The sequence below is a fragment of the Nonomuraea coxensis DSM 45129 genome, from assembly GCF_019397265.1.
GTDB classification, from domain to species: Bacteria; Actinomycetota; Actinomycetes; order Streptosporangiales; family Streptosporangiaceae; genus Nonomuraea; species Nonomuraea coxensis.
Map to the genome: position 1 here is coordinate 4,254,517 of NZ_CP068985.1, position 22,168 is coordinate 4,276,684.

Sequence of the window (22,168 nt, forward strand, 5' to 3'; positions counted from 1 at the left end):
GACTTTCCGTCAACGGCATGCGGCAGCGTGTCATCCTCGCCATGCTCATACTCAACGCGGGCACGACCGTGTCCATCGAACGGCTGGCCGAGGCCATCTGGGGCCAGGACCAGCCGCCCACCGCCCGCAACCAGATCGTCATCTGCATCTCCGGCCTGCGGCGGGCGCTGTCCGACGCGGGCGCCCCGCCGGACCTGCTGGCCACCGCCCCTCCCGGGTACGTGCTGCACGCCAAGCCCGACGAGGTGGACGTGCTGCGCGCGGAACGGCTGGCCGCCGAAGGGCGCGCGGCCGAGCTGGCCGGGGACCTGGAGAGGGCGGCGCGGCTGTTCGGGGAGGCGTGCGACCAGTGGCAGGGCCCCGTGCTCGCGGGCGTCGGCGGCCCGCTCCTGGAGACGGAGGCCGGCCGCCTGGAGAACTGGCGGCTGACGCTCACCGAGGAGCGCACCCAGCTCGAACTCGGCCTCGGCCGCCACCGCGACCTGGTGCACGACCTGGCCGGCCTGGTCGACGCCAACCCCCTGCGCGAACGCCTGCGCGCCCAGCTCATGCTGGCCCAGTACCGCAGCGGGCGGCGGGCCGAGGCCCTGGACACCTACCGCGCCGGCCGCGAGCTCCTGGTCGAGGAGCTGGGCATCGACCCGGGCGCGGAGCTGCAGGGCCTGCACGAGGCGATCCTGCGCGACGAGCCCCCGCCGGCCGCCGCCGAGCGCCCGCCCGCGCCCCGCCTCCTGTCGCCCGCCGCGCCCAGGCTCGCCGCGCCCGTCCAGTCGCCGCCGCAGCCGCCGGAGCACCCGCCGCAGGCGCACGACGCGCCCGCCCCTTCGACGGCCACCGCGCCGCCGGCGCCCCCCGCTCCGCCGCCCGCCGTGCCGCCTGCGGCGGTGCCGGCGCAGCTCCCGGCCGACATCCCCCACTTCATCGGCCGCGACGACGAGCTGGCCGCGCTGGACGCGCTCCTGGAGGAGCGCTCCAGCAGGAGACACCTGACGATCGCGCTGATCACCGGCGTCGGCGGCGTCGGCAAGTCCAGCCTGGCCGTACGGTGGGGCCACCGGGTCGCCCACCTGTTCCCCGACGGCCAGCTCTTCGCGGACCTGCGCGGCTACGACCTCAACGCCGAGCCGCTGGCCGCCGGCGTCGTCATGGACCGGTTCCTGCGCGCCCTCGGCGTCGCGGGGGAGCGCGTCGCCCACGACCTCGACGAGCGGGCCGCCCAGTTGCGCACCGCCATCGCCAAACGGCAGCTGCTCATCGTGCTGGACAACGCCCGCGTGATCGAGCAGGTCCGGCCGCTGCTGCCGGGCTCGGGCAACTGCTGCGTGATCGTCACCAGCCGCGACCCGCTGGGCGACCTGACCGCCCGTGAGGGCGCCGCCCCCATCTCCCTGGACGTCCTGAGCGCCTCCGACTCCGCCGCCCTGCTGGCCGGCGTCGCCGACCCCGCGATCATGAACGAGGACCCCGGCGCCACCGAACGGCTCGGCCGCCTGTGCGACGGCCTGCCGCTCGCGCTGCGCATCGTCGGCGCCCGGCTCACCGCCCGCTCCTACTGGACGCCCGCCCGGCTGGTCAAACGCCTGGCCGACGAGCGCCGCAGGCTCGACGAGCTCAGCTACGGCCAGCTCACGGTCAGGGCCACGTTCGCGCTCAGCTACCGGGACCTCGGCCCGGACGCCGCCCGCATGTTCCGCAGGCTCGGCCTGCTGGAGGTGTCGGACTTCGCGCCCTGGGTGGGGGCGGCGCTGCTCGGCGTCACCGACCTCGAGGCCGAGAACCTGGTCGAGCAGCTCGTCGACGCGCAACTGCTGCAGGTCGTCGGCCGCGACTGCGCCGACCAGGTCCGCTACCGCTTCCACGACCTCGTACGCCTGTACGCGAGGGAACGCGCCGTCACCGAGGAGAGCGAGGACGACCGCATGCGGGCCGTCGCCCGCGCGCTGACCGGCTGGCTGTCGCTCAGCGAGGAGGCCCACCGCCGCGAGTACGGCGGCGCGTTCACCCAGATGCACGCCCCGGGCCCGCGCTGGCTGCCCGGCGACGTGGACCTGCTGCTCGAACGCCCCCTGGACTGGCTCGACTCCGAGCGCGGCGCGCTGGTCTGCGCGATCTCCCAGGCCGCCGCCCTCGGCCTGACCGAGCTCTGCTGGGACCTGGCCGTCACCGCGACGACGCTGTTCGAGTCGCGCAGCTACTTCGACGACTGGGAGGACACCCACCAGGTCGCGCTGGCGGCCGCCCGCCGGGCCGGCGACGCCCGCGGCGAGGGCGCGGTGCTCTGCTCGCTCGGCAGCATGCACCTGTTCCAGCAGGCGCCGCGGGCGGCCGGTGAGCGGCTGCGGGAGGCGCTGGCGCTGTTCGAACGGATCGGCGACCCGTACGGGCGGGCGCTCGCGCTGCGCAACCTCGCCCTGCTCGACCGGCTGAACGGCCGTTTCGAGGAGGCGCTGGCCCGCTACGAGGAGGCCAGGGAGATCTTCGCCGCGTCCGGCGACCGCTACGCGGAGGCGCACGTGCTCGGCGGCATCGCCCAGATCCACCTGGACCAGGACCGCCTGCAGCCGGCGCGGGCGCTGCTGGAGCGGGCCCTCGCCGCCTTCACCGAGCTGGGCAGCGAGCGGGGCCGCGCGCAGACGCTCAACCGGCTGGGGGAGACGCTGCAGCGGCTGGGCCTGATGGAGGAGGCCGAGGCGGCGGGCGAGGCCGCGCTCGCCCTGGTCAGGGAGCGCCTGGACGGCATCGGGGAGGCGTACATCCTGTGCGGGCTGGGGGAGATCCGCCTGCGGCAGCGGCGGCTGAGCGCCGCCGCGCGCGACCTGCAGGAGGCGCTGCGCGTGGCCGGGCAGGTACGGGAGCGGTTCGTGGAGGCCCGCGCGTACCTGGCCTTCGGCGAGCTGCACGCCCTGGAGGGCCGCTACGAGGAGGCGGTGCGGGACCTGTCGCGCGCCCGCGAGATCTACGCGAGCCTCGACCTGAGGCTGTGGTGCTTCCGGGCGCTCGCCGCCCTCGGGCGGGTGCTCGCCGACATGGGCGACACCGCCGCCGCGGTCCAGGCACTGGAAAGCTCCCTGACCTACCGGGACGATCCCGATGCCGTCGAGTGCCGGCAGGTCAGGGAGCTTCTGGTCAAGCTGGCCTGATGACCGCGGTCGTCAGGTCCACGTGCTGTCGTCGGGGCTCTGGCCGCCCCCCGGTCCGGTCCCGCCCGGCAGCCCTGGCACGTTCCCGCCGGTGCCGCCGTCGGCCGTCACGCTGACCAGGGGCGCGCCGATCCTCACGGGCGGCGCGGCCAGCGGCGCGGCGCACAGGAGGAACGTGGCGGCGATCCTTCCGGTCAGGGAGAACCGGATCGTCATGGTGAACCTCATCCTTCGTCGGACGTCGTCGTCGTGGTGCTCTACTCGAAAGTACGGGCGCCGGGCTACGCGTCACTATCGCCGTGATTACCGGCGGGCAATCCCGCCCCCGTCGAACCGCAGCACGGCGCCGAGCAGCACGTCGGCGCCCCAGACGAGGTGATGGGGAGCGGTGTGCTCGCCCGGCGCGTGGCTGATCCCGCCCCGGCTCGGCACGAAGATCATGCCGATGGGCGCGACCCGCGCCACGATCTGCGCGTCGTGCCCGGCCCCGCTCGGCAGCCGGTGCCAGTCCAGGCCGCGCGCGCCGGCCGCCTCGGCGACGAGGTCGCGCAGCCGGGGGTCGCAGTCCACCGGCGTGGTCCTGGCGCCCGGCTCGACGGCGATCGACACGCCGCAGGCCGCCGCGATCTCCGCCGCCACGGCCGACAGCCTGGCCAGCGCCCCGTCCAGCCGGCCTGCCGTCACGTCGCGGAACTCGACGCCGAGCCGGACCCGTCCGGGGATGACGTTCCACATGCCGGGCTCGACCGCGCAGGTGCCCGTGGTGGCGCGCAGCACGACGCGCTCCTCGGCGGCGATCGCCCGGACGGCGAGCACGACGCGGGCCGCGGCGGCCAGCGCGTCGGCGCGGTGGTCCATGGGGGTGGTGCCGGCGTGCCCGGCCGCGCCCTCGACGGTGACGGCCACGTTGACCCGGCCGGCGATGCTGTCCACGACGCCGATGGGCACGCCGCGGCGTTCCAGCACGTCGCCCTGCTCGATGTGCAGCTCCAGGTAGGCGGCGATCTCGCCGGGCGGCCAGGCGGCCCCGGCGAGCCGGGCGGCGTCGCCGCCGACCGCCGCCAGCAGGTCGCGGATCGGGACGCCCCGCTCGTCCTGCGTCTTGGCGATGCCGGGCGGCAGCGCGCCGGCGAAGCCGTGGGCGCCGAGCATGCCCATGGTGCCGTGGCCGCCCTCCTCGTCGCAGAAGGCCACCACCGCCAGGTCGTGCGCCAGGTCGTGGCCGGCCAGCGTGCGCGCGACCTCGACGGCGGCCAGCACGCCGTAGGCGCCGTCGAGGGCGCCGCCGTTCACGACCGTGTCGAGGTGGGAGCCGAGCACGAGCGTCCCCGTCCCCGGCGCCGTGCCGGGCCGGGCGCCGATGAGGTTGCCGGCCGCGTCCACGCGGACCGCGAGGCCCGCCTCCCGCATGAGGCCGGCCACGTAGGCGCGGCCCGCCACGTCCTCGGGGCTGAACGCCAGCCGGGTCACGCCGCCCTCCGGCGTCGCGCCGATCGCGGCCAGCCGGGTGAGGTGCGTCAGCAGCCGTCCGGCGTCCACGCCGGGCCTGACCTGTTCCGCGGCGGTCATGGGACGCGCAGCGACTTCGGCCGCATGTCCGTCCACACCTGCTCGACGTGGGCCAGGCAGCTCTCGCGGTCGCCCGCGAAGCCCGTCGCCGACCAGCCGTCGGGCACGGCCCGGCCGGCCGGCCAGATCGCGTACTGCTCCTCGTGGTTGACCACCACCAGGTGGGTCGGCATGTCATACCTCCAGGTCGTTGACGATGCAGGCGAGCAGCTCGCGGCGGCGCTCGTGCAGGAAGAAGTGGCCGCCGGGCAGCACCCGGCAGGTGAAGACGCCGCCCGCCTGCCGCGCCCACAGCCGGGCCTCACCGGGCGGGACGACCTCGTCGTCCGCGCCGGTGTAGACGTGCACCGGGCAGGCCAGGGGCGGCTCGGGCCGGTGCACGTGCGTGTCCGTCACCGCCAGGTCGGCGCGCACCCGGGGCAGCACCACGGCCAGCAGCCGCTCGTCCTCCAGCGGCATGCCGTGGCTGCCGCCCAGGCGGCGCATCCAGGCGACCAGCGCGGGATCGGGCAGGTCATGGCGGGACTCGCCGCGCGGCCCGTCCGGCGGGGCCGCGGCGGCGGCCAGCAGCGCCCGCGGCGGCCGGGCGCCGCGCCGCCGCAGCTCCCGCGCCAGCTCGAACGCCACCCACGCCCCCATGCTGTAGCCGAACAGCGCGTAAGGCCGCGCCAGCGCCGGCTCCAGCGCGTCGGCCAGCTCCGGGACGAGCCGGTCCATGCCGGTGTGCGGCCGCTCCCTGATCCGGCGCTCGCGGCCGGGCAGGTGCACCGGCACGACCTCCACGGACGGCGGCAGCAGGGCGGCCCACTGGGCGTACTCGACCGAGCCGCCGCCCGCGTACGGCAGGCAGAACAGCCGGATCTCGGCGTCCGGCCGCGGCTCGGGGACGCTCGTCCAGAGCGCGGGGGAGGCTTCCGGCCGGGTCGCGGTCATGGGGTCACCTCGGTCAGGGGCCGGTCGGGATCGGTCACCAGGGCGGTGGTCAGCCGCCGCAGCTCCTCCGCCATCGCGGCGGCGGTGCCCGGCAGGAACAGGGCGGTGTCGTACTCCAGCACCGCGCGGGCCCGCCCGCCCAGGTCGGTGACCTCCAGCGCCAGGTCGAACTGGGCGGTGCCGAGCGGGACGGCGAGCCGTTCTGCGGCGACGCCGGGCAGGGCGTCGGCGGCCGACTCCAGCAGCCGGGTGTCGTGCAGGGTGAACAGGGCGTCGAACGGCGGCCGGCCGCCGAGCAGCGGCAACGGCAGCTCCTGGTGCTCGTAGTCGGCGAGCAGGCCGCGCCGCACCCGCGCCAGCGCCTCGGCGAAGGTGCGGGCCCCGGTCAGGTCGGTGCGTACCGCGAGGACGTTGACGAAGTGGCCGATGAGCCCGGTCGTCTCGGCCCTGGACCGGCCGGAGACGACCGAGCCGGTGACCACGTCGGCCGAGCCGGTGCGGCCGGCCAGCCAGAGCTGGAAGGCGGCCAGGTGGACCATGTGCGGGGTGGCGTCGGCCGCCCGGCACAGCTCGCGCACGTCCACGTCCAGGTCGAAGGCGTGCTGGGCGCCCTCGAAGCGGGGGCGGCGGGGCCGGGGGAGGTCGGTGGGCAGCGGCGCGCGGGCCGCTCCCGCCAGCCGCTCCCGCCAGTAGCCGGTCAGCCGGTCCAGGCGTTCGCCGGTGAGCGCCGCGCGCTCCCAGACCGCGTGGTCCACGCACTGCACGGCGGGCGGCGCGGGCGGCGCGCCGCCGCCGGTCTCCGCCAGGTAGTGGCCGCACAGGTCGCGCCAGAACACGGCCGCCGACCAGCCGTCGAAGGCGATGTGGTGGACCAGGAAGAGCAGCACGTGCTCCGCCGGCCCCACCCGGTACAGCACCGGCCGCACCGGCGGCCCCGCCGCCAGATCGAACGGCGTGCGGTACTCGGCGAGCGCCCGCTCCATCGCCTCCGCCGCGTCCGCGACGTCCGCCACCGGCAGCCGGAACGCGCCGGGCTCCAGCACCCGCTGCACCGGCCCCCGCCGGGTGGCGGCGTAGACCGTGCGCAGCGCCTCGTGCCCGGCCACGACCCGGCCGAGCGCCCGCTCCAGCGCGGCCACGTCGAGCGGCCCGCGCAGGCGGAAGACGTGCGGCGCGTTGTAGGCGAGGCTCTCCGGCGCGAGCTGGTGCAGCACCCACAGGCTCTCCTGCGCGTAGGAGAGCGGGAAGTCCGCGCCCGGCTCCCGGGGGAGCGGCCGCGGTCCCGGGAGCGCCGGCCCGCCCAGCCGGGCGGCCAGCGCCGCGGGGGTCAGGTCGTGGAAGATGTCGGAGATCGACACCTCCGCGCCGAGCCGCTCCTGCAGCTCGATGGAGACCTGGACGGCCGCCAGCGAGTGGCCGCCGCGTTCGAAGAAGTCGTCGTCCGGCCCGATCTCCCCGGGGTCCAGGTCCAGCACCCGCGCCCAGATGCCGATCACCACGTCCACCAGCTCGTCCGGGGCCTCCCGGTGATCGCGCCGCGCGCGGGAGGCATCCGGCGGAGCCGCGGGCCGCGGGCGCTCGGCCCAGTCGAGGGCGCTGAGCGGACGGCCGGGGTGGGCGGCGGCGTCGGTGAGCAGCCGCACGTACCCGTCGGCGAGCCAGGCCGCCGTCGCCTCGTCGAACAGGGCCGTGTTGTAGCGCAGCAGCCCGGACACCCCGTCCCCGGCGATCAGCTCCATCTCCAGGTCGAACCTGATCGTCCGCTGCGGCAGCGGGAACGTGGTCAGCTCCAGGTCGCCGAGCCGTACCAGCATCCCGCGCTCGCCCGGCGCGGCGGCCCCCAGCGGCGAGGCCGCCCCGCCGGAGCCGGACCGCTCGATCGCGCCCCGCTGCGAGGCCCGCAGCGTGAACGCCACGTCGAACAGCGGCGACCTGCTCGGGTCCCTGGGCACCCCCAGCCGCTCCACCAGCAGCGGGAACGGGTAGTCCTGGTGGTCGAGGGCGTCCAGCACGACCCGGCGGGCCCGGCCCAGCGCCTCGGCGAACGTCGGGTCGCCCGACAGGCCGGCGCGCACCACCACCGGGTTGACGAAGTAGCCGGCCGTGCCGGCGAACTCCGGCCGGGTGCGGCCCGAGGCCCACGTGCCCAGCAGGAAGTCCTCCTGACCGCACGCCCGGCCGAGCAGCAGCTCGAACCCGGTCAGCAGCGCCGTGTACAGCGTGGTGCCGGCCGCCGCCGCCAGCTCCGCCACCCGCGCCGCCGCCTCCGGGCCGAGCCGCAGCGGCAGGGCCGCCCCGCCGAACGTCTGGTCCGCCGGGCGCGGCCGGTCGGCCGGCAGCCGCAGCGGGGGCGGCCGGTCGCCGAGCACGCCGCTCCAGTGCCGCTCCAGCCGTCGGCCCTCGGGACCGGCCAGCATGGCCGCCTGCCACAGCACGTAGTCGCCGTACGTCGCGGCCGGCGCGGGCAGGTCCGGCGCGCCGTTCCGGGCGAACGCCGCGTACGCCGTGCCCAGCTCCTCCAGGAGCTGGAACAGCGACCAGCCGTCCACGGCGATGTGGTGGGTCACCCACAGCAGCACCGGAGGCCCGTCGCCGCCGCGCACCACGGCGACCCGCGAGACCGGGCCCCTGGCCAGGTCGAACGGCCGCCGCGCCGCGGTCTCCAGGACCTCGACCGGATCCTGGCCCGGCTCCAGGTTCAGCACCCGGAAGGCGATCCGGCCCGCCGGGTTCACCCGCTGCACCGGGGTGCCGCGGGCGTGGGAGTAGGTGGTGCGGAAGATCGGATGCCGCTCGGCCAGCCAGTCGAACGCCCGGCGCAGCGCCTCCAGGTCCACCCGGCCGCGCATCGTCCAGGCGAACGGCATGTGGTAGGCGAGGCCCGCCTCCGGCCGGATCCGGTCCATGAACCAGAGGGCGCGCTGCCCGTAGGAGAGCGGGACGGGCGCCGCCCCGGTCCGCATGAGCTCGGCCAGCAGCGCCCGCTTGTCCGCCGCGGACATCGGCGCTCGTGTGTCCATAACCGTCGCTTTCGTTCAGGCCACGGGGAGGGTCAGGCGCTCGGCCAGCGCCATGGCCTCCTCGGGCGAGTCCGCCGTGTGGAAGACGGGGGTCGGGGAGGTGATCAGGTCGAGCCCGGCCAGCGTCTCCACCAGCGCGATGAAGCCGTCCCACACGCCGTCGGGGTTGACGATGATCATCGGCTTGGCGTGCACGCCCAGATACGTGGCCGAGATCACCTCCAGGATCTCGTCCAGCGTGCCGAACCCGCCGGGCAGCGCGAGGAAGACGTCCGCGCTGCGCAGCATGTGCTCCTTGCGCTTGAGCAGCGTGTCCGTCAGGTGCAGCTCCTGCGCCGGGGCCGCGATCGCCCGCTCGCGCTCGTACAGGAAGTGCGGGATCACGCCGCGGATGGACGCGCCGTGCTCCGCCGCGGCCCACGCCACCTCGCCCATCAGCCCCGACCCGCCGCCGCCGTAGAGCAGGCGGTGGCCGCGCCGGCCGATGAGGCTCCCGGTCGCCCGCGCCGCCGCCACGATGGACGGGGAGTTGCACCGGCCCGCGCCGCAGAAGACGCAGATCTCCAGCGGGCCGCGCCCGCCGCGAGGCAGCCCGGCTTCCACGGTCGTCGAGCTCATGAGGTCGTCCCTGGCCGGTAGAGGCTGATGGCGCGCGCGTGACGCCGCCTGGTCTCGTGGTCGCGCACGCCCAGCCCCTCCTGCGGGGCCAGGCACAGCACCCCGACCTTGCCCTGGTGGGCGTTGCGCCGCACGTCGTGCACGGCGTCCGCGGTCTGCTCCAGGTGGTAGCTGCGCGACAGCGTGGGATGGATGTGCCCCCTGGCGACCAGGCGGTTGGCCTGCCACGCCTCGTGGTAGTTGGCGAAGTGCGTGCCGACGATGCGCTTCAGGTGCATCCACAGGTAGCGGTTGTCGAAGCTGTGCTGGAAGCCGCTGGTGGAGGCGCAGGTGACGATCGTGCCGCCGCGGCGGGCCACGAACACGCTCGCGCCGAAGGTGTCCCTGCCGGGATGCTCGAACACGATGTCCGGGTCGTCGCCGCCGGTCAGCTCCCGGATCCGGCCGCCGAACCTGCGCCACTCGGCCACGTCCGGGGTGTGCTCGTCCTTCCAGAACGCGAACCCCTCCGCGACCCGGTCGATCACCAGCTCCGCCCCCGCCCGCCGGGCCAGCTCCGCCTTCTCCGGCGAGGAGACCACGCACACCGGGGTCGCGCCGCCGCGCAGCGCGTACTGGGTGGCGTACGAGCCGAGGCCGCCGGAGGCGCCCCAGATCAGCACGGTGTCGCCCTGCTTCATCGCCGCGCCGTTGCGCGAGACGAGCTGCCGGTAGACCGTGGAGTTGACCAGCCCCGAGCAGGCCGCCTCCTCCCACGTCAGGTGGGCAGGCATCGGCATGAGCTGGTTGGCCTTCACCAGGGCCAGCTCGGCCAGCCCGCCGAAGTTGGTCTCGAAACCCCAGATGCGCTGCTCCGGGTCGAGCATCGTGTCGTCGTGCCCCTCGGGCCGCTCCAGCTCCACCGACAGGCAGTGCGCCACCACCCGGTCGCCCGGCTTCCACGCGCTGACGCCCGGCCCGACCCGCAGCACCACGCCCGACAGGTCCGAGCCCAGCACGTGGTACGGCCGGTCGTGCCGGCGGGCCAGCGGGTCGCGCCTGCCGTAGCGGCGCAGGAAGGCGAACGTCGGCACCGGCTCGAAGATGGCCGACCAGACGGTGTTGTAGTTGACGGCGCTGGCCATCACCGCCACCAGCGCCTCGCCGGGCCCGACCTCCGGGGTCGGCACCTCGTCCAGGTGCAGCGACTTGCGCGGGTCCTTGTCCGCGCTCGGCGTGCCGTCGAACATGTCGCTCTCGTCGGCGTGGACCGTCACGGCCGCGTACGACTCCGGCACCGGCAACGCGGCGAAGCAGGCCGGGTCGCTCACGCCGCCGAGCACGGCGTCGCGGATCTCGTTCATCATCTCTGGGCCTCCAGGGCGAGCCGGTCGAGCTTGCCGTTCGGGTTGAGCGGCAGCGCGGCGACGGTGCGGAAACGGGCGGGGACCATGTGCGCGGGCAGGCTCCGGCCGCACACCGCGCGCAGCGCGGCCGGCTCAGGCGGCTCGCCCACCAGGTACGCCACCAGCAGCGGCTCCCCGCCCGGCGGCGTCCGCACGACCACCGCCGCGTCGCTCACGCCGGGCACGCCGCGCAGGACGGACTCGATCTCGCCCAGCTCGATCCGGAACCCGCGGATCTTCACCTGGGAGTCGATCCGCCCGAGGTACTGGAAGGAGCCGTCGGCGAGCCGCCGTACCAGGTCGCCGGTCCGGTACCAGCGGCGCTCGCCGTCGCCCAGGTCGACCACGGGGAACCGCTCGGCGTTGAGCTCCGGCCGCTTCAGGTAGCCGGCGGCCAGCGCGGTGCCGCCCACCCACAGCTCGCCCTCCGCGCCCGCCCCGACCGGGACGCCGCTCTCCGCCACCACGGCGGTCCGCACGTGGCGCAGCGGCCGGCCGATGTTCGTCGGGGACGAGGTGTCGAGCACCGCCTGCCGGTCCACGACCGTGCAGGTGGCGAAGACGGTCGTCTCGGTGGGGCCGTAGATGTTGACGATCTCCTCGCGCCCGCCGGTCAGGTCCATCCAGCGGCGGATCGTGTCCCGGTCGATGGCCTCGCCGCCGAAGATGAGATAGCGCAGCGCCAGCGGGACCGGCTCCTGCTCCATCGCCCACGCCAGATACTTGAACATGCTCGGCACCTGGCACAGCACCGTGACGCGCTCGGCGGCCAGCGTGCGCAGCAGGCGGCGCGGGTCGCGCCCGGTCGCGGGCGGCACCACCACGAGCCTGCCGCCGTGCACCAGCGGCCCCCAGATCTCCCACACGGAGAAGTCGAAACAGTGGCTGTGGAACCAGGTCCACACGTCGCCGGGGCCGAAGGAGAAACGCTCGCGGGCCGAGCGGAACAGCTCCAGCACCGCGCCCTCCGGCGTCGCCACGCCCTTCGGCCGGCCGGTCGAGCCCGAGGTGTAGATGACGTGCGTCGGGACCTCCGGCGAGCGGGCGGCCGGCGGCTCGACGGGGGCGGGCGTCCCGTCCACCTCGACCGCCGGGACGTCCCCGGACGGCCAGGCCGCGCCGGGGTCGGCGCACACGGCCCGCAGCTCGCTGTCGCCGGCCATGAACCGCACCCGCTCCTCCGGGTAGTCCGGGTCCAGCGGCACGTACGTGCAGCCGTGGCCGACCACCGCCACGACGGCAGCCACCACCTTCCACGAGCGCCGCATGAAGATCCCCACCCGGTCGCCGGGCGCCAGGCCCAGCGCGGCGAAGGAGGCGCGGATGCCGGAGGCGCAGGCCGCCAGCTCCGCGTAGGTGACCGTCACGTCCCCGTCGGTGACGGCCACCGCGTCCGGCCGCCGGGTCACGTGCCGGTGGAAGGCGGAGCTGAGAGAGCGCAGTTCTTCGTCCACGAACGGGACGATCCCCGCTGCCGGCCCCGGCCGGTATTCGCCGCCCGGCTAGGATTCGCGCCGCGCCCCCGCCTTCCGGCCAGGTGCGGATCCGCCCTCGGGACGGGCGACGCCGGGCCCGCCGATGACGACGCTGTGCGGTATGAACCGTGTCGTATTCCTCTTCCCCGGCCAGGGCTCGCAGTGGCCCGGCATGGGCAGGGCGCTGCTGGAGCGGGAGCCGGCCTTCGCCGCCGCCGTCCGCGACTGCGAGGCGGCCCTGGCGCCGCACCTGGACTGGCCGGTGACCGCGGCGCTCGCGGGGGAGATCGACGTCGACCGCATCGACGTCATCCAGCCGGCGCTGTTCGCGCTGCACGTCGGGCTGGCCCGGCTGTGGGAGTCGCGTGGGGTGCGGCCCGCCGCCGTGGTCGGGCACAGCCTCGGCGAGGTCGCCGCCGCGTACGTCGCGGGCGCGCTGACGCTGCCCGAGGCGGCGGCCGTCGTCACCGCCCGCAGCGCCCTCTACCGGCGGCTCAGCGGATCGGGCGCGATGGCCGTCGTGGGACTGCCGTGGGGCGAGGCCGCCGCGGTGGCCGGCGAGGTGGCCGCCGAGCACGGCGGGCGGGTGTGCGCCGCCGCGGCCAACGCCCCCACCACGACGGTCGTGTCCGGCGACCCCGACGCGGTGCACGCGCTGGTGGAGCGGCTCCGCTGGGAGGACGTCTTCTGCCGGCTCGTGGACGCCGACGTGGCCGGGCACAGCCACCACGTCGAGCCGCTGCTGCCCGAGCTGCGCGCGGCCCTGGAGGGGCTGCGGCCCGCCGAGCCGCGCCTGCCGCTCTGGTCCACGGTCACCGGCCGCACCGGTACGCCGCCCGACGCCGGCTACTGGTGCCGCAACCTGCGCGAGCCCGTGCTGTTCTGGCCCGTGGTGCGGGAGCTGCTGGCGGCGGGCCACGACACGTTCGTCGAGCTGGGGCCGCAGCCCACGCTGCTGTCCGGGCTGCGCGACACGCCGGCGCGGCTGCTGCCGTCGCTGCACCGCGACGACCCCGGCGTCTTCGCCGCCTCCCTCGCCGAGCTGCGGGCCGTCCGGGTGGCACCCGGCGGCGTGCTCGGCGACCACCGGGTGGAGGGGCAGGCCGTCTTCCCCGCCGCCGGGCACCTGGCGCTCGCGCTCGCGCACGCGGAGACCCTGACGGCGGTCGCCTTCGAGACGCCCCTGGTCCTGGACGGGCCCACGTCCCTGCGCGCTGAGGCCACCGGCGGCGAGCTCGTGCTGAGCGCGGACGGCCGGCGCCTCGCCTCGGCCCGGCCCGCCCCCGGCGCGGCGCCCGCCGTCGAAGCCGACCTCGCCGGGGCGCGAGCCCGGTGCGGCGTGCCCGTGGACGTGGACGCGCTCTACGCCGGGTTCGCCGCCCGCGGCATGGACTACGGGCCCGCCTTCCGCGGCGTCGAGGAGGCGTTCACCGGCGAGGGGGAGTGCCTGGCGCGGCTGCGGCCGGCGCGGGGGGCGGCGGAGCCGTACCGGATGGACGTGACCGTGCTCGACGCCTGCCTCCAGGCCGTCGCGCCCGCGCTGGAAGCGCCCGGCGCGGGCGGCGGCGAGCTGCTGCTGCCGGCCGGGATCGCGCACGCCGCCGTCCTGGGCGACCCCGCGCGGGCGCGCTGGGCCCATGCCCGCACCCGCACGGCCACGCCAACCGGGGTCGCGGAGGCCGATGTGGATGTGCTCGACGAGGACGGCCGGGCCGTGCTCGTGCTGCGCGGGGTGCGGTTGCGGCGGATCGCGCGCGCCGTCCCCTCCGACGGCTGGATGTACGTCCCCCGCTGGGTCCCCGTGCAGCCCGCCGCCGGCACGCCGTTCGACGGGGTGACGCACCTCGTGGACCCGGCGCACTCCGCCGCCGAGGCAGCCGAGGCGCTGCTGCTGCTGGCCCAGGAGCTGACCGCCCGCGCCGAGCCGCCCCGCCTGTGGGTGGTCACCCGCCACGCCCAGCCGGTCGAGCCGGGAGACCCGGTCGAGCCGGCCCAGTCCGCCGTGTGGGGCCTGGCCCGTACGCTGCGGCACGAGCACCCCGAGCTGCGCTGCGCCCTGCTCGACCTGGACGGCGGCGACCCGCCCCCCGCGTGGGAGCTGCCGGAGGAGAACGAGGCCGCCTACCGGGACGGCCGCCCGTACGCGCTGCGCCTCACGCGCCGCCCCGCCCGCCCCGCCGGGCCGTACCGCGTCCAGCAGCCCGCGCCGGGTGACCTCGCCGCGCTGCGGGCGCACGAGCCGGGTGGCGAGGTCGCGCCCCCGCCGGGACCGGGGCAGGTCCGCATCCGGGTACGCGCGGCCGGGCTCAACTTCAACGACGTGCTGCGCGCCCTCGGCATGCTGGACGCCGGCCAGGACGGCCCCCTGGCGTTCGGGCTGGAGTGCGCCGGCGAGATCGACGCCGCCGGCGCGGGCGTCACCGGCCTGCCCGCAGGCCGCCGCGTCGTGGCGCTGGCCGCCGAGATCGGCACGATGGCGACGCACGTCACCGTGGACGCCCGCCTCGTCGCCCCCGTTCCTGACGGGCTGGGCCTGGTGGAGGCCGCCACCCTGCCCGCCGCGTACGTCACCGTCCTCTACGGCCTGGACCGGCTGGCCCGGGTGGGCCCCGGCGACCGCGTGCTGGTGCACGCCGCCGCAGGCGGGGTCGGCCAGGCCGCGCTCGCGCTGTGCCGGCGCGCCGGGGCGGAGGTGCTGGCCACCGCCGGCTCCGAGCGCAAGCGCGCCTGGCTCAGGCAGCAGGGCGTCGCCCACGTCTTCGACTCGCGCGGGACGGACTTCGCCGACGAGGTGCTGGCCGCGACCGGCGGCGCCGGCGTGGACGTCGTCGTCAACTGCCTCACCGGCCGGGCCGTGGACGAGGGGCTGCGGGCGCTGGCGCCGTTCGGCCGGTTCGTCGAGCTGGGCAAGCGGGACATCGCCGAGGGGCGGGCGCTGCCGCTGGGGCCGTTCGCCAAGAGCCTGTCCTTCCACGCCGTGGAGGCGTTCTCCCTGGGGCGGCTCCGGCCGGAGCTGGCCGGGGAGCTGCTGCGCGAGGCGGTCACCGCCGCCGCCCAGGGGACGCTGCGCCCGCTGCCGGTCACCGTCCACCCGGCGGCCGAGGCGGCCGAGGCGTTCCGGCACATGGCCGCCGCCCGGCACCTCGGCAAGATCGTGCTCACCTTCGGCGCCGATGGCGTGCGGGCGGACGGCTTCCACGTGATCACCGGCGGGCTCGGCGGGCTCGGCCTCGCCGCCGCCGGCCACCTCGTGGAGCGCGGCGCCCGCCACCTCGCCCTGCTCGGCAGGAGCGCGCCAGGACCGGAGGCCCGCGCCGCCGTCGAACGGCTGCGCGCGGCCGGCGCCGAGGTCCGCGTGCTGGCCGTGGACGTCGCCGACGAGCCCGCGCTGGCCGCCGCGCTCGACGGCCTGCGCGCCGGGGGCCGGCCGATCAGCGGGATCGTGCACGCCGCCGGCCTGCTGCGCGACGGCACGCTCGGCGGCACCGATCCGGCCGCCCTGCGCGAGGTGCTGCGCCCCAAGGTGGACGGCGCCGTCAACCTGCACCGCCTCACCACGGGCGACCCCGTCGAGCTGTTCGTGCTGTTCTCCTCCGCCGCCGGCCTGCTCGGCTCCGCCGGACAGGCCGGGTACGCCGCCGCGAACGCCTTCCTCGACGGCTTCGCCCACTGGCGGCGCGCCCAGGGCCTGCCCGCCACCAGCGTCGACTGGGGCCCCTGGTCGGAGACCGGCCTGGCGGCCACCCCCGACCGCGCGGGAAGGCTCGCCGAGCGCGGCATGGGCGGCATCGACACCGCCTCTGGCCTGCGGGTGCTGGACGACGTGCTGGCCGAGCGGCCCGCCCAGGTCGCCGCGATCCCGCTCGACGCGCCCCGCTGGTTCGCCGCCAACCCGGGCCAGGACCGCTGGTCGGTCTTCGCCGGCCTGCGCGGCGACGCGCACGCCGGCGGCCCCCTCCGCGTGTCGGGCCAGGAGGAGCTGGAGACCGTCCTGACGGGCTGGGTGGCGGGCGTGCTGCGCACGACGCCCGCCGCCGTCGATCCCGCCCTGCCGCTCACCCGGCTCGGCCTCGACTCGCTGATGGCCGTGGAGCTGCGCAACCTCGTCGAGTCCCGGCTCGCCGTGCGGCTGTCCACCGCCGCCTTCCTCGACGGCCCGACGGTCGGCGAGCTGGCCGCCCGCATCCTGCCGCACCTCGACGCGGGCCCCGCCCGGGAGAACGCGACCGGCGACCCGCTGGGCGCGCTGTCCGACGCCCAGGTGGACGCCCTCCTGGACGAGCTTCTCAACGACCACCTCGGAGGTGTGGCATGACGCCCACGTCGATCCTGTCCGCCCTGTTCGACGCCGCCGCCGACCACGGCGAGCGGCCCGCGCTGACCGTGCTCGGCCGCGAGGGCGCCCGGAGCTGGACCTTCGACGAGCTGGTCACCCGCGTGGCGCAGGTCGCGACCCGGCTCACCGAGCTCGGCGCGCGCGGGGAGCGGGTGCTGCTGGCCTGCCCCACGTCCCTGGAGTACGCGCCCGTCTTCTACGGCTGCATGCTGGCCGGCGCCCTCCCGGTGCCCGTCTACCTGCCCTCGGTCGCGCACGTCCGCGCCGCCCGGTCCAAGATCGAGGCCATCGCCCGCGACTGCGGCGCGGCCTTCGCCGTCACCCCCTCCCCGATCGACGACCTTCCGGGACCCCGCGTCCAGGTCACCTTCGACGACCTGCTCACCGGCGCGCCCGAGTGGGCGTGGGCGGTGCCCGGCCCCGGCGACCTCGCCTTCCTCCAGTACACCTCCGGCTCCACCGGCGACCCCAAGGGCGTCATGGTCACCCACGGCGGGCTCGTGCACAACGCCTCCGCCGTGGGGGAGGCGGTCGGCGGCGACCGCGACACCACGACCGTGTCCTGGCTGCCGCTCTACCACGACATGGGCCTCATCGGGTCGGTGGTCACGCCGCTGTTCTGGGGCGCGCACGTGGTGAAGATGTCGCCGCAGGCGTTCGTGGCGCAGCCGTACGCGTGGCTGCGGGCCCTCTCCGACCACGGCGGGGAGCTCGCCTACGCCCCCAACTTCGCCTACGAGCTGTGCCTGCGCAAGGTCACCGACGAGCAGCTCGCCGGGCTGGACCTCAGCCGCTGGCGGGTGGCGATCAACGGGGCCGAGCCGATCAGGCAGGCCACCGTCGCCCGCTTCGCCGAGCGGTTCGCGCCCGCCGGGTTCCGGCCCGAGCACATGCGCTTCGCCTACGGCATGGCCGAGGCCACGCTCGTCGTCACCACCCAGCGCTGGACCGACCCCGAGGCGGAGGTCGTCGTCGGCGGGCGGGCGTACCCGCGGTGCGGGGAGCCGATCCGCGGCACGACCGTCGCGATCGCCGACCCGGAGACCGGCCGGCCGTGCCCGCCCGGCGAGGTCGGCGAGATCTGGGTGTCCGGGCCCTCCGTCGCGGCCGGCTACTGGGAGCGGCTCGACGCCACCGAGGAGACCTTCCACGCCCGCCTGCCCGGCCGCGAGGAGACCTACCTGCGCACCGGCGACCTCGGCGTCCTGTCCGGCGGCGGCGTCGCGGTGGTCGGCCGGCACAAGGACCTCATCGTCATCAACGGCGTCAACCACTACCCGCAGGACGTCGAGTACACCGTCGAGCGGGTCGATCCCGCCGTGCGCGGCGGCTGCACCGCGGCCTTCTCCGCCGAGCCGACCGGCGACGTCCCCCAGGGCGAGGCCGCCGTGGTCGTGGCCGAGGTGCGGCGCGACGCCGCCGACCCGGCCGCGCTGCTCACCGAGATCAGGCTCGCCGTCGCCCGCGAGCACGACGTGCTGCTCGACGGCGTGTTCCTGGTCGAGCCGGGCAGCGTGCCGAAGACCACGAGCGGCAAGATCCGCCGCCGGGCCACGCGCGACCTGCTGCTGGCGCGCGAGCTGCCGGTGGTCGCCGGATGGACGTCCGAGGCGCTGGCCGCCCCCGTCCCCGAGGCGGCGCCGCGATGAACCCGCTGGAGCTGGTGCTGCGGCTGCTGGCCGAGCACACGGGGAAGGGCGGGGCCGATCCCGACACGCTCTTCATCGACCACGGCCTCGGCTCCCACGACGCCGTCGCCCTGGCCGCCGCCCTCACCGCGGCGACCGGCGTGCCGCTGCCCAACACCGTCCTGTACGACCACCCGACCCCGCGGGCGCTGGCGGCGTACCTGAGCGAGGGCGAGCGGGAGCGCCGCCCCGCGCCGGACGGCGGCGGCGGGGGAGCGCGGCCGGAGCCGGTCGCGATCGTCGGCATCGGCTGCCGCCTGCCCGGCGCCGCGCCCGGCCCCGCCGGGCTCTGGGACCTGCTCGTCGCCGGAACGGACGCCGTCGGGCCCGTCCCCGCCGCCCGCGCCGGCGGGAACACGGGCTGGGCCGAGCCCGGCGTCGGCGTGGGCGGCTTCCTGCCGGACGTGGAGGCGTTCGACCCGGCGTTCTTCTCGCTCAACGCCCGCGAGGCGGCCGCCATGGACCCGCAGCAGCGCCTGCTGCTGGAGGTCGCCCACGAGGCGCTGCAGGACGCCGGGCTGCGCCAGGCCGACCTCGCGGGCAGCCAGACCGGCGTGTACGTCGGCATCAGCGGCACCGACCACATCGCCGCGGCCTTCCCCGCCGGCGCCCGCCCCGACGGCTACACGCCCACGGGCGCCGCCCACAGCATCGCGGCCAACCGCGTCTCCTACGTCTTCGACCTGCACGGCCCGTCGATGGCGATCGACACCGCCTGCTCCTCCTCGCTGGTCGCGATCCACCAGGCCGTGCTCGCCCTGCGCACCGGCCAGTGCGACCTGGCGCTCGCCGGCGGCGTCAACGCCGTCCTGTCGCCGGAGGTCGGCCGCTGCTTCGGTGCGGCCGGGGTGCTCGCGCCCGACGGCCGGTGCAAGTCGTTCGGCGCGGACGCCGACGGCATGGGCCGCTCGGAGGGGGCGGTCGTGCTGGCGCTCCGGCCGCTGCCGGACGCGCTGGCCGCCGGCGACCGCGTCTACGCGCTGATCCTCGGCGGCGCGGTCAACAGCGACGGCCGCACCAACGGCCTCATGTCGCCGAGCGCCCCCGCGCAGGCGCGGCTGCTGCGGGCGGCCTGCCGGGCGGCCGGCGTCGAGCCTGGCGACGTCGAGTACGTCGAGGCCCACGGCTCGGGCACCCGGCTCGGCGACCTCATGGAGCTGCGCGCGCTGGCCGAGGTCATGGGCGGGCCGGGACGGGCCGAGCCGCTGCGGGTCGGCTCGGTGAAGAGCAACCTGGGGCACCTGGAGGCGGCGGCGGGCGCGGCCGGGCTGGCCAAGGCCGCACTCGCCCTCCACCACGGGGTGCTGCCGGGCAGCCTGCACGCCGACCCGCCGGCGGCGGACTTCCCCTGGGACTCGGCCCCCGTACGGGTCGTCACCAAGCCGAAGCCCTGGGCCGGGCGGCTGGCCGGGGTCAGCTCCTTCGGGTTCGGCGGCACCAACGCCCACCTCGTGCTCCAGGCGCCACCCCCCGGCCGCTCGCCGGGCCGCGCGCCCGCCCGCCACCACCTGCCCCTGTCCGCGCACACCCCGGCGGGGCTGCGCGAGCTGGCCGCCCGCTGGCGGGACCTGCTGGCCGGTCCCGGGCCCGACCTGGCGGCGGCCTGCCACACCGCGGCGGCCCGCCGCGACCACCACGCCTACCGGCTGGCCGTCTCCGGCGCGGACGCCGCCGAGCTGTCGGCCGCGCTCGACCGGGCGCTGACGGCCCTGGTCGCCGATCCGCCCGTCCCCGTACGCGGCCCCGGGACGGCGGCGCTGGTGTTCACCGGCGGCGACGCCCGGCTCGCCGACGCCCTGCGCCGCGCCGGCCTCCGCCCCGCCCTCGTGCTCGGCGACGCCCGCGGCGAACCCGCCGCCGCCGGCTACAGCGGAGCCCTGACGGCCGCCGACGCCCGCGCCGCCGCCTCCCGACGCGACGACCTGCTCGCCGCCCTGGCCTCCGGGTCCCCGGCGCCCTTGGCCGGGGTGCGGGTGCGGATGGCGGGCCGGCTGGCCCAGGCGCTGTGCAGGAGGCTCGGCCCCGAGCTGGCGGTCTCCGTCGTGGAGGGGCCGCGCAGCTGCGTGATCAGCGGGCCGGAGGCGGCGCTGGAACGGGTGCGCGACGCGCTCTCCCGCGCCGGCGTGGCCTGCGCCGAGCTGGGCGCGGTGGACGTGGTGCACAGCGCGCCCGCCGCCGCCCTCGCCGGGCGGCTGGAGGCCGAGCTGGCGGGCCTCGCGCCCCGCGCCGGCCGGGTGCCGCTGGTGTCCACGGTGACGGGCGGGCCCGTCGAAGGGCCGGAGCTCGGCCCCGCGCACTGGGCGGCCCAGCTCGCCCGGCCCTGCCTGCTGGGGGACGCGCTCGCGTACGCGCTGTCCCAGGGCGTGCGGACGTTCGTGGAGATCGGCCCCGGCGTCCTCCCCGCCCGGCTGCGCGCCCTGGACGGGGCGGGGGAGGCCCGCGCGGTCCGCTGCGCCGGCTCCGCCGACCTGCCCGGCGCGCTGCTGCGCCTCTACGAGCTCGGCCACGACCCTGACTGGTCCGTGCTCAACCCGGCGGCGGGCGTGACCTCCGTCCCGCTGCTGCCCTGGTCCCGCGACTGGTCCCCGCTGGAGGCGACCGCATGAGCGACACCGTCCTTGGTCAGGTGGCGGCGCGGGCGGCGGCCACGCCCGGCGCGCTCGCCGCCGTCGATCCCCGCCAGAGCCTCACCTACGCCGACCTGGCCGCCCGCGCCGCCGCCGTCGCCGCCCACCTGCGCGAACGCGGCGTCCGGCCGGGCGACGCGGTCGCGGTGGCGCTGCCCCGCTCGGCCGGCTACGCGGCGGCGATCCTCGGCGTGTGGCAGGCGGGGGCCGTCTTCGTCCCCGTGGACCTGACGCTCCCGCCCGAGCGCGTCCGCTACCAGCTCGACCGGGCCGGGGCGGCGTTCCGGCTGGAGACGATGCCGCCCGCGATCGAGGGCGGGCGGCTGGAGCCCGGCGAGGCGCGGCCCGAGCGGTGCGCGTACGTCATGTTCACCTCCGGCTCCACCGGCCGGCCCAAGGCGGTCCAGGTGTCGCACGCCTCGCTGAGCCACTGCGTCGCCGCCGTGGCGCGGCTGCTGCGGCCCGGCCCGCACGACCGCTACGCCGCCAACCAGACCTTCGCCTTCGACATTGCGCTGCTGGAGCTGTTCCTGCCGCTCACCCACGGCGGCGCCACCCTCGTCACCTCCGAGGCGCTGCAGGCCGACGCGCCCGCGCTCGCCGCCTGGCTGGAGGCGGGCGGCGTCACCGTCGTGCACGCCACCCCCACCGCCTGGCGCTGGCTGCTGCCGCACCTGACCCCCGGCAGGAGCGCCCTCCAGGCGGTGTGCGGCGGCGAGATCATGACCGCCGGGCTCGCCGCCGGCCTCGCCGCCCGCGCCGGCCGCGTCTGGAACTTCTACGGCCCCACCGAGGTCACCGTCTGGTGCACCGCCCACGAGGTGACGCCGGGCGAGCGCGACCCGCTGCCGGTCGGCCGCCCCCTGCCCGGCTACCGCGTCGAGCTGCTCGACGCCGCAGGCGACCCCGTGCCGCCGGGACAGGAGGGCGAGATCCACGTCGGCGGCCCAGGCGTGGCCCTCGGCTACGGCGGCGACCCGGAGCTCACCGCCGAGCGGTTCATCGACCACCCCACGCTGGGCCGCCTCTACCGCACCGGCGACATGGGCCGGCTGCGCCCCGACGGCCTGCTGCACTTCGCCGGCCGCAGGGACCGGCAGGTCCAGCTCGGCGGACACCGCGTCGAGCTCGGCGAGATCGAGTGCGTCGCCCAGGAGCACCCCGGCGTCGAGCTGGCCGCCGCGCACGTCGACGACGGGACGCTGGTGCTGTTCGCGCAGGGCAGCGCGACCGGCCGCGCGCTGCGCCGCCACCTGGCCGCCCGCCTGCCCGCCGCCATGATCCCCGCCCGGATCGAGGTACGGGCCCACCTGCCCCTCACCCCCACCAGGAAGATCGACCGCGTGGCGCTGCTGGCCTCGCGCGACGGATAGGAGA

The 22,168-nt window shown here is 76.9% G+C and carries 13 protein-coding genes; 5 read left to right on the plus strand and 8 right to left on the minus strand.

From position 1 onward, the window contains the following. Window positions 1-17: 17 nt before the first annotated feature. A complete protein-coding gene (locus tag Nocox_RS19930; protein WP_169577027.1) occupies window positions 18-3,140 on the plus strand; it encodes an AfsR/SARP family transcriptional regulator in 3,123 nt (1,040 codons plus the stop codon). Window positions 3,141-3,152: 12 nt separating this feature from the next. On the opposite strand, the gene Nocox_RS19935 is transcribed toward Nocox_RS19930, so the two are convergent. The 8 genes from Nocox_RS19935 to Nocox_RS19970 all read right to left on the minus strand — a co-directional run bounded on the left by Nocox_RS19935 (window position 3,153) and on the right by Nocox_RS19970 (window position 12,119). Continuing rightward, window positions 3,153-3,356 (minus strand): hypothetical protein, encoded by a 204-nt coding sequence (locus Nocox_RS19935; RefSeq protein WP_020542798.1) that lies wholly within the window; start codon window positions 3,354-3,356, stop codon window positions 3,153-3,155. A gap of 87 nt (window positions 3,357-3,443) precedes the next feature. Then, complete coding sequence (locus Nocox_RS19940; protein WP_020542797.1) at window positions 3,444-4,709, minus strand: Zn-dependent hydrolase; 1,266 nt, start codon at window positions 4,707-4,709, stop codon at window positions 3,444-3,446. Then, complete coding sequence (locus Nocox_RS19945; RefSeq protein WP_020542796.1) at window positions 4,706-4,882, minus strand: MbtH family protein; 177 nt, start codon at window positions 4,880-4,882, stop codon at window positions 4,706-4,708. Before Nocox_RS19945 ends, Nocox_RS19940 begins: the two co-directional genes overlap by 4 nt. A 1-nt stretch (window position 4,883) precedes the next feature. Next, window positions 4,884-5,642: a thioesterase II family protein gene (locus Nocox_RS19950; protein ID WP_020542795.1), complete on the minus strand. Its 759-nt coding sequence runs from the start codon at window positions 5,640-5,642 to the stop codon at window positions 4,884-4,886. Continuing rightward, the gene (locus Nocox_RS19955) at window positions 5,639-8,644 is read right to left on the minus strand and encodes a condensation domain-containing protein (protein ID WP_020542794.1); all 3,006 of its coding nucleotides are present in this window, start codon (window positions 8,642-8,644) and stop codon (window positions 5,639-5,641) included. The genes Nocox_RS19950 and Nocox_RS19955 overlap by 4 nt, the downstream gene beginning before the upstream one ends. Window positions 8,645-8,677: 33 nt before the next feature. Then, on the minus strand, window positions 8,678-9,280 hold the full coding sequence (locus Nocox_RS19960; protein ID WP_020542793.1) for an LOG family protein: 603 nt from the start codon (window positions 9,278-9,280) through the stop codon (window positions 8,678-8,680). Next, window positions 9,277-10,623 (minus strand): crotonyl-CoA carboxylase/reductase, encoded by a 1,347-nt coding sequence (gene ccrA / locus Nocox_RS19965; RefSeq protein WP_020542792.1) that lies wholly within the window; start codon window positions 10,621-10,623, stop codon window positions 9,277-9,279. Before ccrA ends, Nocox_RS19960 begins: the two co-directional genes overlap by 4 nt. Next, entirely contained in the window at window positions 10,623-12,119 is a 1,497-nt protein-coding gene (locus Nocox_RS19970; protein ID WP_020542791.1) for an amino acid adenylation domain-containing protein, read from the minus strand. Before Nocox_RS19970 ends, ccrA begins: the two co-directional genes overlap by 1 nt. A gap of 142 nt (window positions 12,120-12,261) precedes the next feature. On the opposite strand from Nocox_RS19970, the gene Nocox_RS19975 reads away from it, so the two are divergent. Genes Nocox_RS19975 through Nocox_RS19990 form a run of 4 tightly spaced genes read left to right on the plus strand, consistent with a single transcriptional unit; the run spans window position 12,262 to window position 22,164 of the window. Continuing rightward, on the plus strand, window positions 12,262-16,455 hold the full coding sequence (locus Nocox_RS19975; protein WP_020542790.1) for an SDR family NAD(P)-dependent oxidoreductase: 4,194 nt from the start codon (window positions 12,262-12,264) through the stop codon (window positions 16,453-16,455). Continuing rightward, entirely contained in the window at window positions 16,452-18,125 is a 1,674-nt protein-coding gene (locus tag Nocox_RS19980) for a fatty acyl-AMP ligase (RefSeq protein ID WP_020542789.1), read from the plus strand. Before Nocox_RS19975 ends, Nocox_RS19980 begins: the two co-directional genes overlap by 4 nt. After that, window positions 18,122-20,770: a type I polyketide synthase gene (locus Nocox_RS19985; protein ID WP_169577026.1), complete on the plus strand. Its 2,649-nt coding sequence runs from the start codon at window positions 18,122-18,124 to the stop codon at window positions 20,768-20,770. Before Nocox_RS19980 ends, Nocox_RS19985 begins: the two co-directional genes overlap by 4 nt. Next, the gene (locus Nocox_RS19990) at window positions 20,767-22,164 is read left to right on the plus strand and encodes an amino acid adenylation domain-containing protein (RefSeq protein WP_084685583.1); all 1,398 of its coding nucleotides are present in this window, start codon (window positions 20,767-20,769) and stop codon (window positions 22,162-22,164) included. Before Nocox_RS19985 ends, Nocox_RS19990 begins: the two co-directional genes overlap by 4 nt. Window positions 22,165-22,168: the final 4 nt, after the last annotated feature.

Excerpts from the sequence above, each read along its gene's own strand:
- Nocox_RS19930 (WP_169577027.1), top strand. The coding sequence starts at position 18 with ATGCGGCAGCGTGTCATCCTCGCCATGCTCATACTCAACGCGGGCACG.
- Nocox_RS19935 (WP_020542798.1), bottom strand. The coding sequence starts at position 3,356 with ATGACGATCCGGTTCTCCCTGACCGGAAGGATCGCCGCCACGTTCCTC.
- Nocox_RS19940 (WP_020542797.1), bottom strand. The coding sequence starts at position 4,709 with ATGACCGCCGCGGAACAGGTCAGGCCCGGCGTGGACGCCGGACGGCTG.
- Nocox_RS19945 (WP_020542796.1), bottom strand. The coding sequence starts at position 4,882 with ATGCCGACCCACCTGGTGGTGGTCAACCACGAGGAGCAGTACGCGATC.
- Nocox_RS19950 (WP_020542795.1), bottom strand. The coding sequence starts at position 5,642 with ATGACCGCGACCCGGCCGGAAGCCTCCCCCGCGCTCTGGACGAGCGTC.
- Nocox_RS19955 (WP_020542794.1), bottom strand. The coding sequence starts at position 8,644 with ATGTCCGCGGCGGACAAGCGGGCGCTGCTGGCCGAGCTCATGCGGACC.
- Nocox_RS19960 (WP_020542793.1), bottom strand. The coding sequence starts at position 9,280 with ATGAGCTCGACGACCGTGGAAGCCGGGCTGCCTCGCGGCGGGCGCGGC.
- ccrA (WP_020542792.1), bottom strand. The coding sequence starts at position 10,623 with ATGAACGAGATCCGCGACGCCGTGCTCGGCGGCGTGAGCGACCCGGCC.
- Nocox_RS19975 (WP_020542790.1), top strand. The coding sequence starts at position 12,262 with ATGAACCGTGTCGTATTCCTCTTCCCCGGCCAGGGCTCGCAGTGGCCC.
- Nocox_RS19980 (WP_020542789.1), top strand. The coding sequence starts at position 16,452 with ATGACGCCCACGTCGATCCTGTCCGCCCTGTTCGACGCCGCCGCCGAC.
- Nocox_RS19985 (WP_169577026.1), top strand. The coding sequence starts at position 18,122 with ATGAACCCGCTGGAGCTGGTGCTGCGGCTGCTGGCCGAGCACACGGGG.
- Nocox_RS19990 (WP_084685583.1), top strand. The coding sequence starts at position 20,767 with ATGAGCGACACCGTCCTTGGTCAGGTGGCGGCGCGGGCGGCGGCCACG.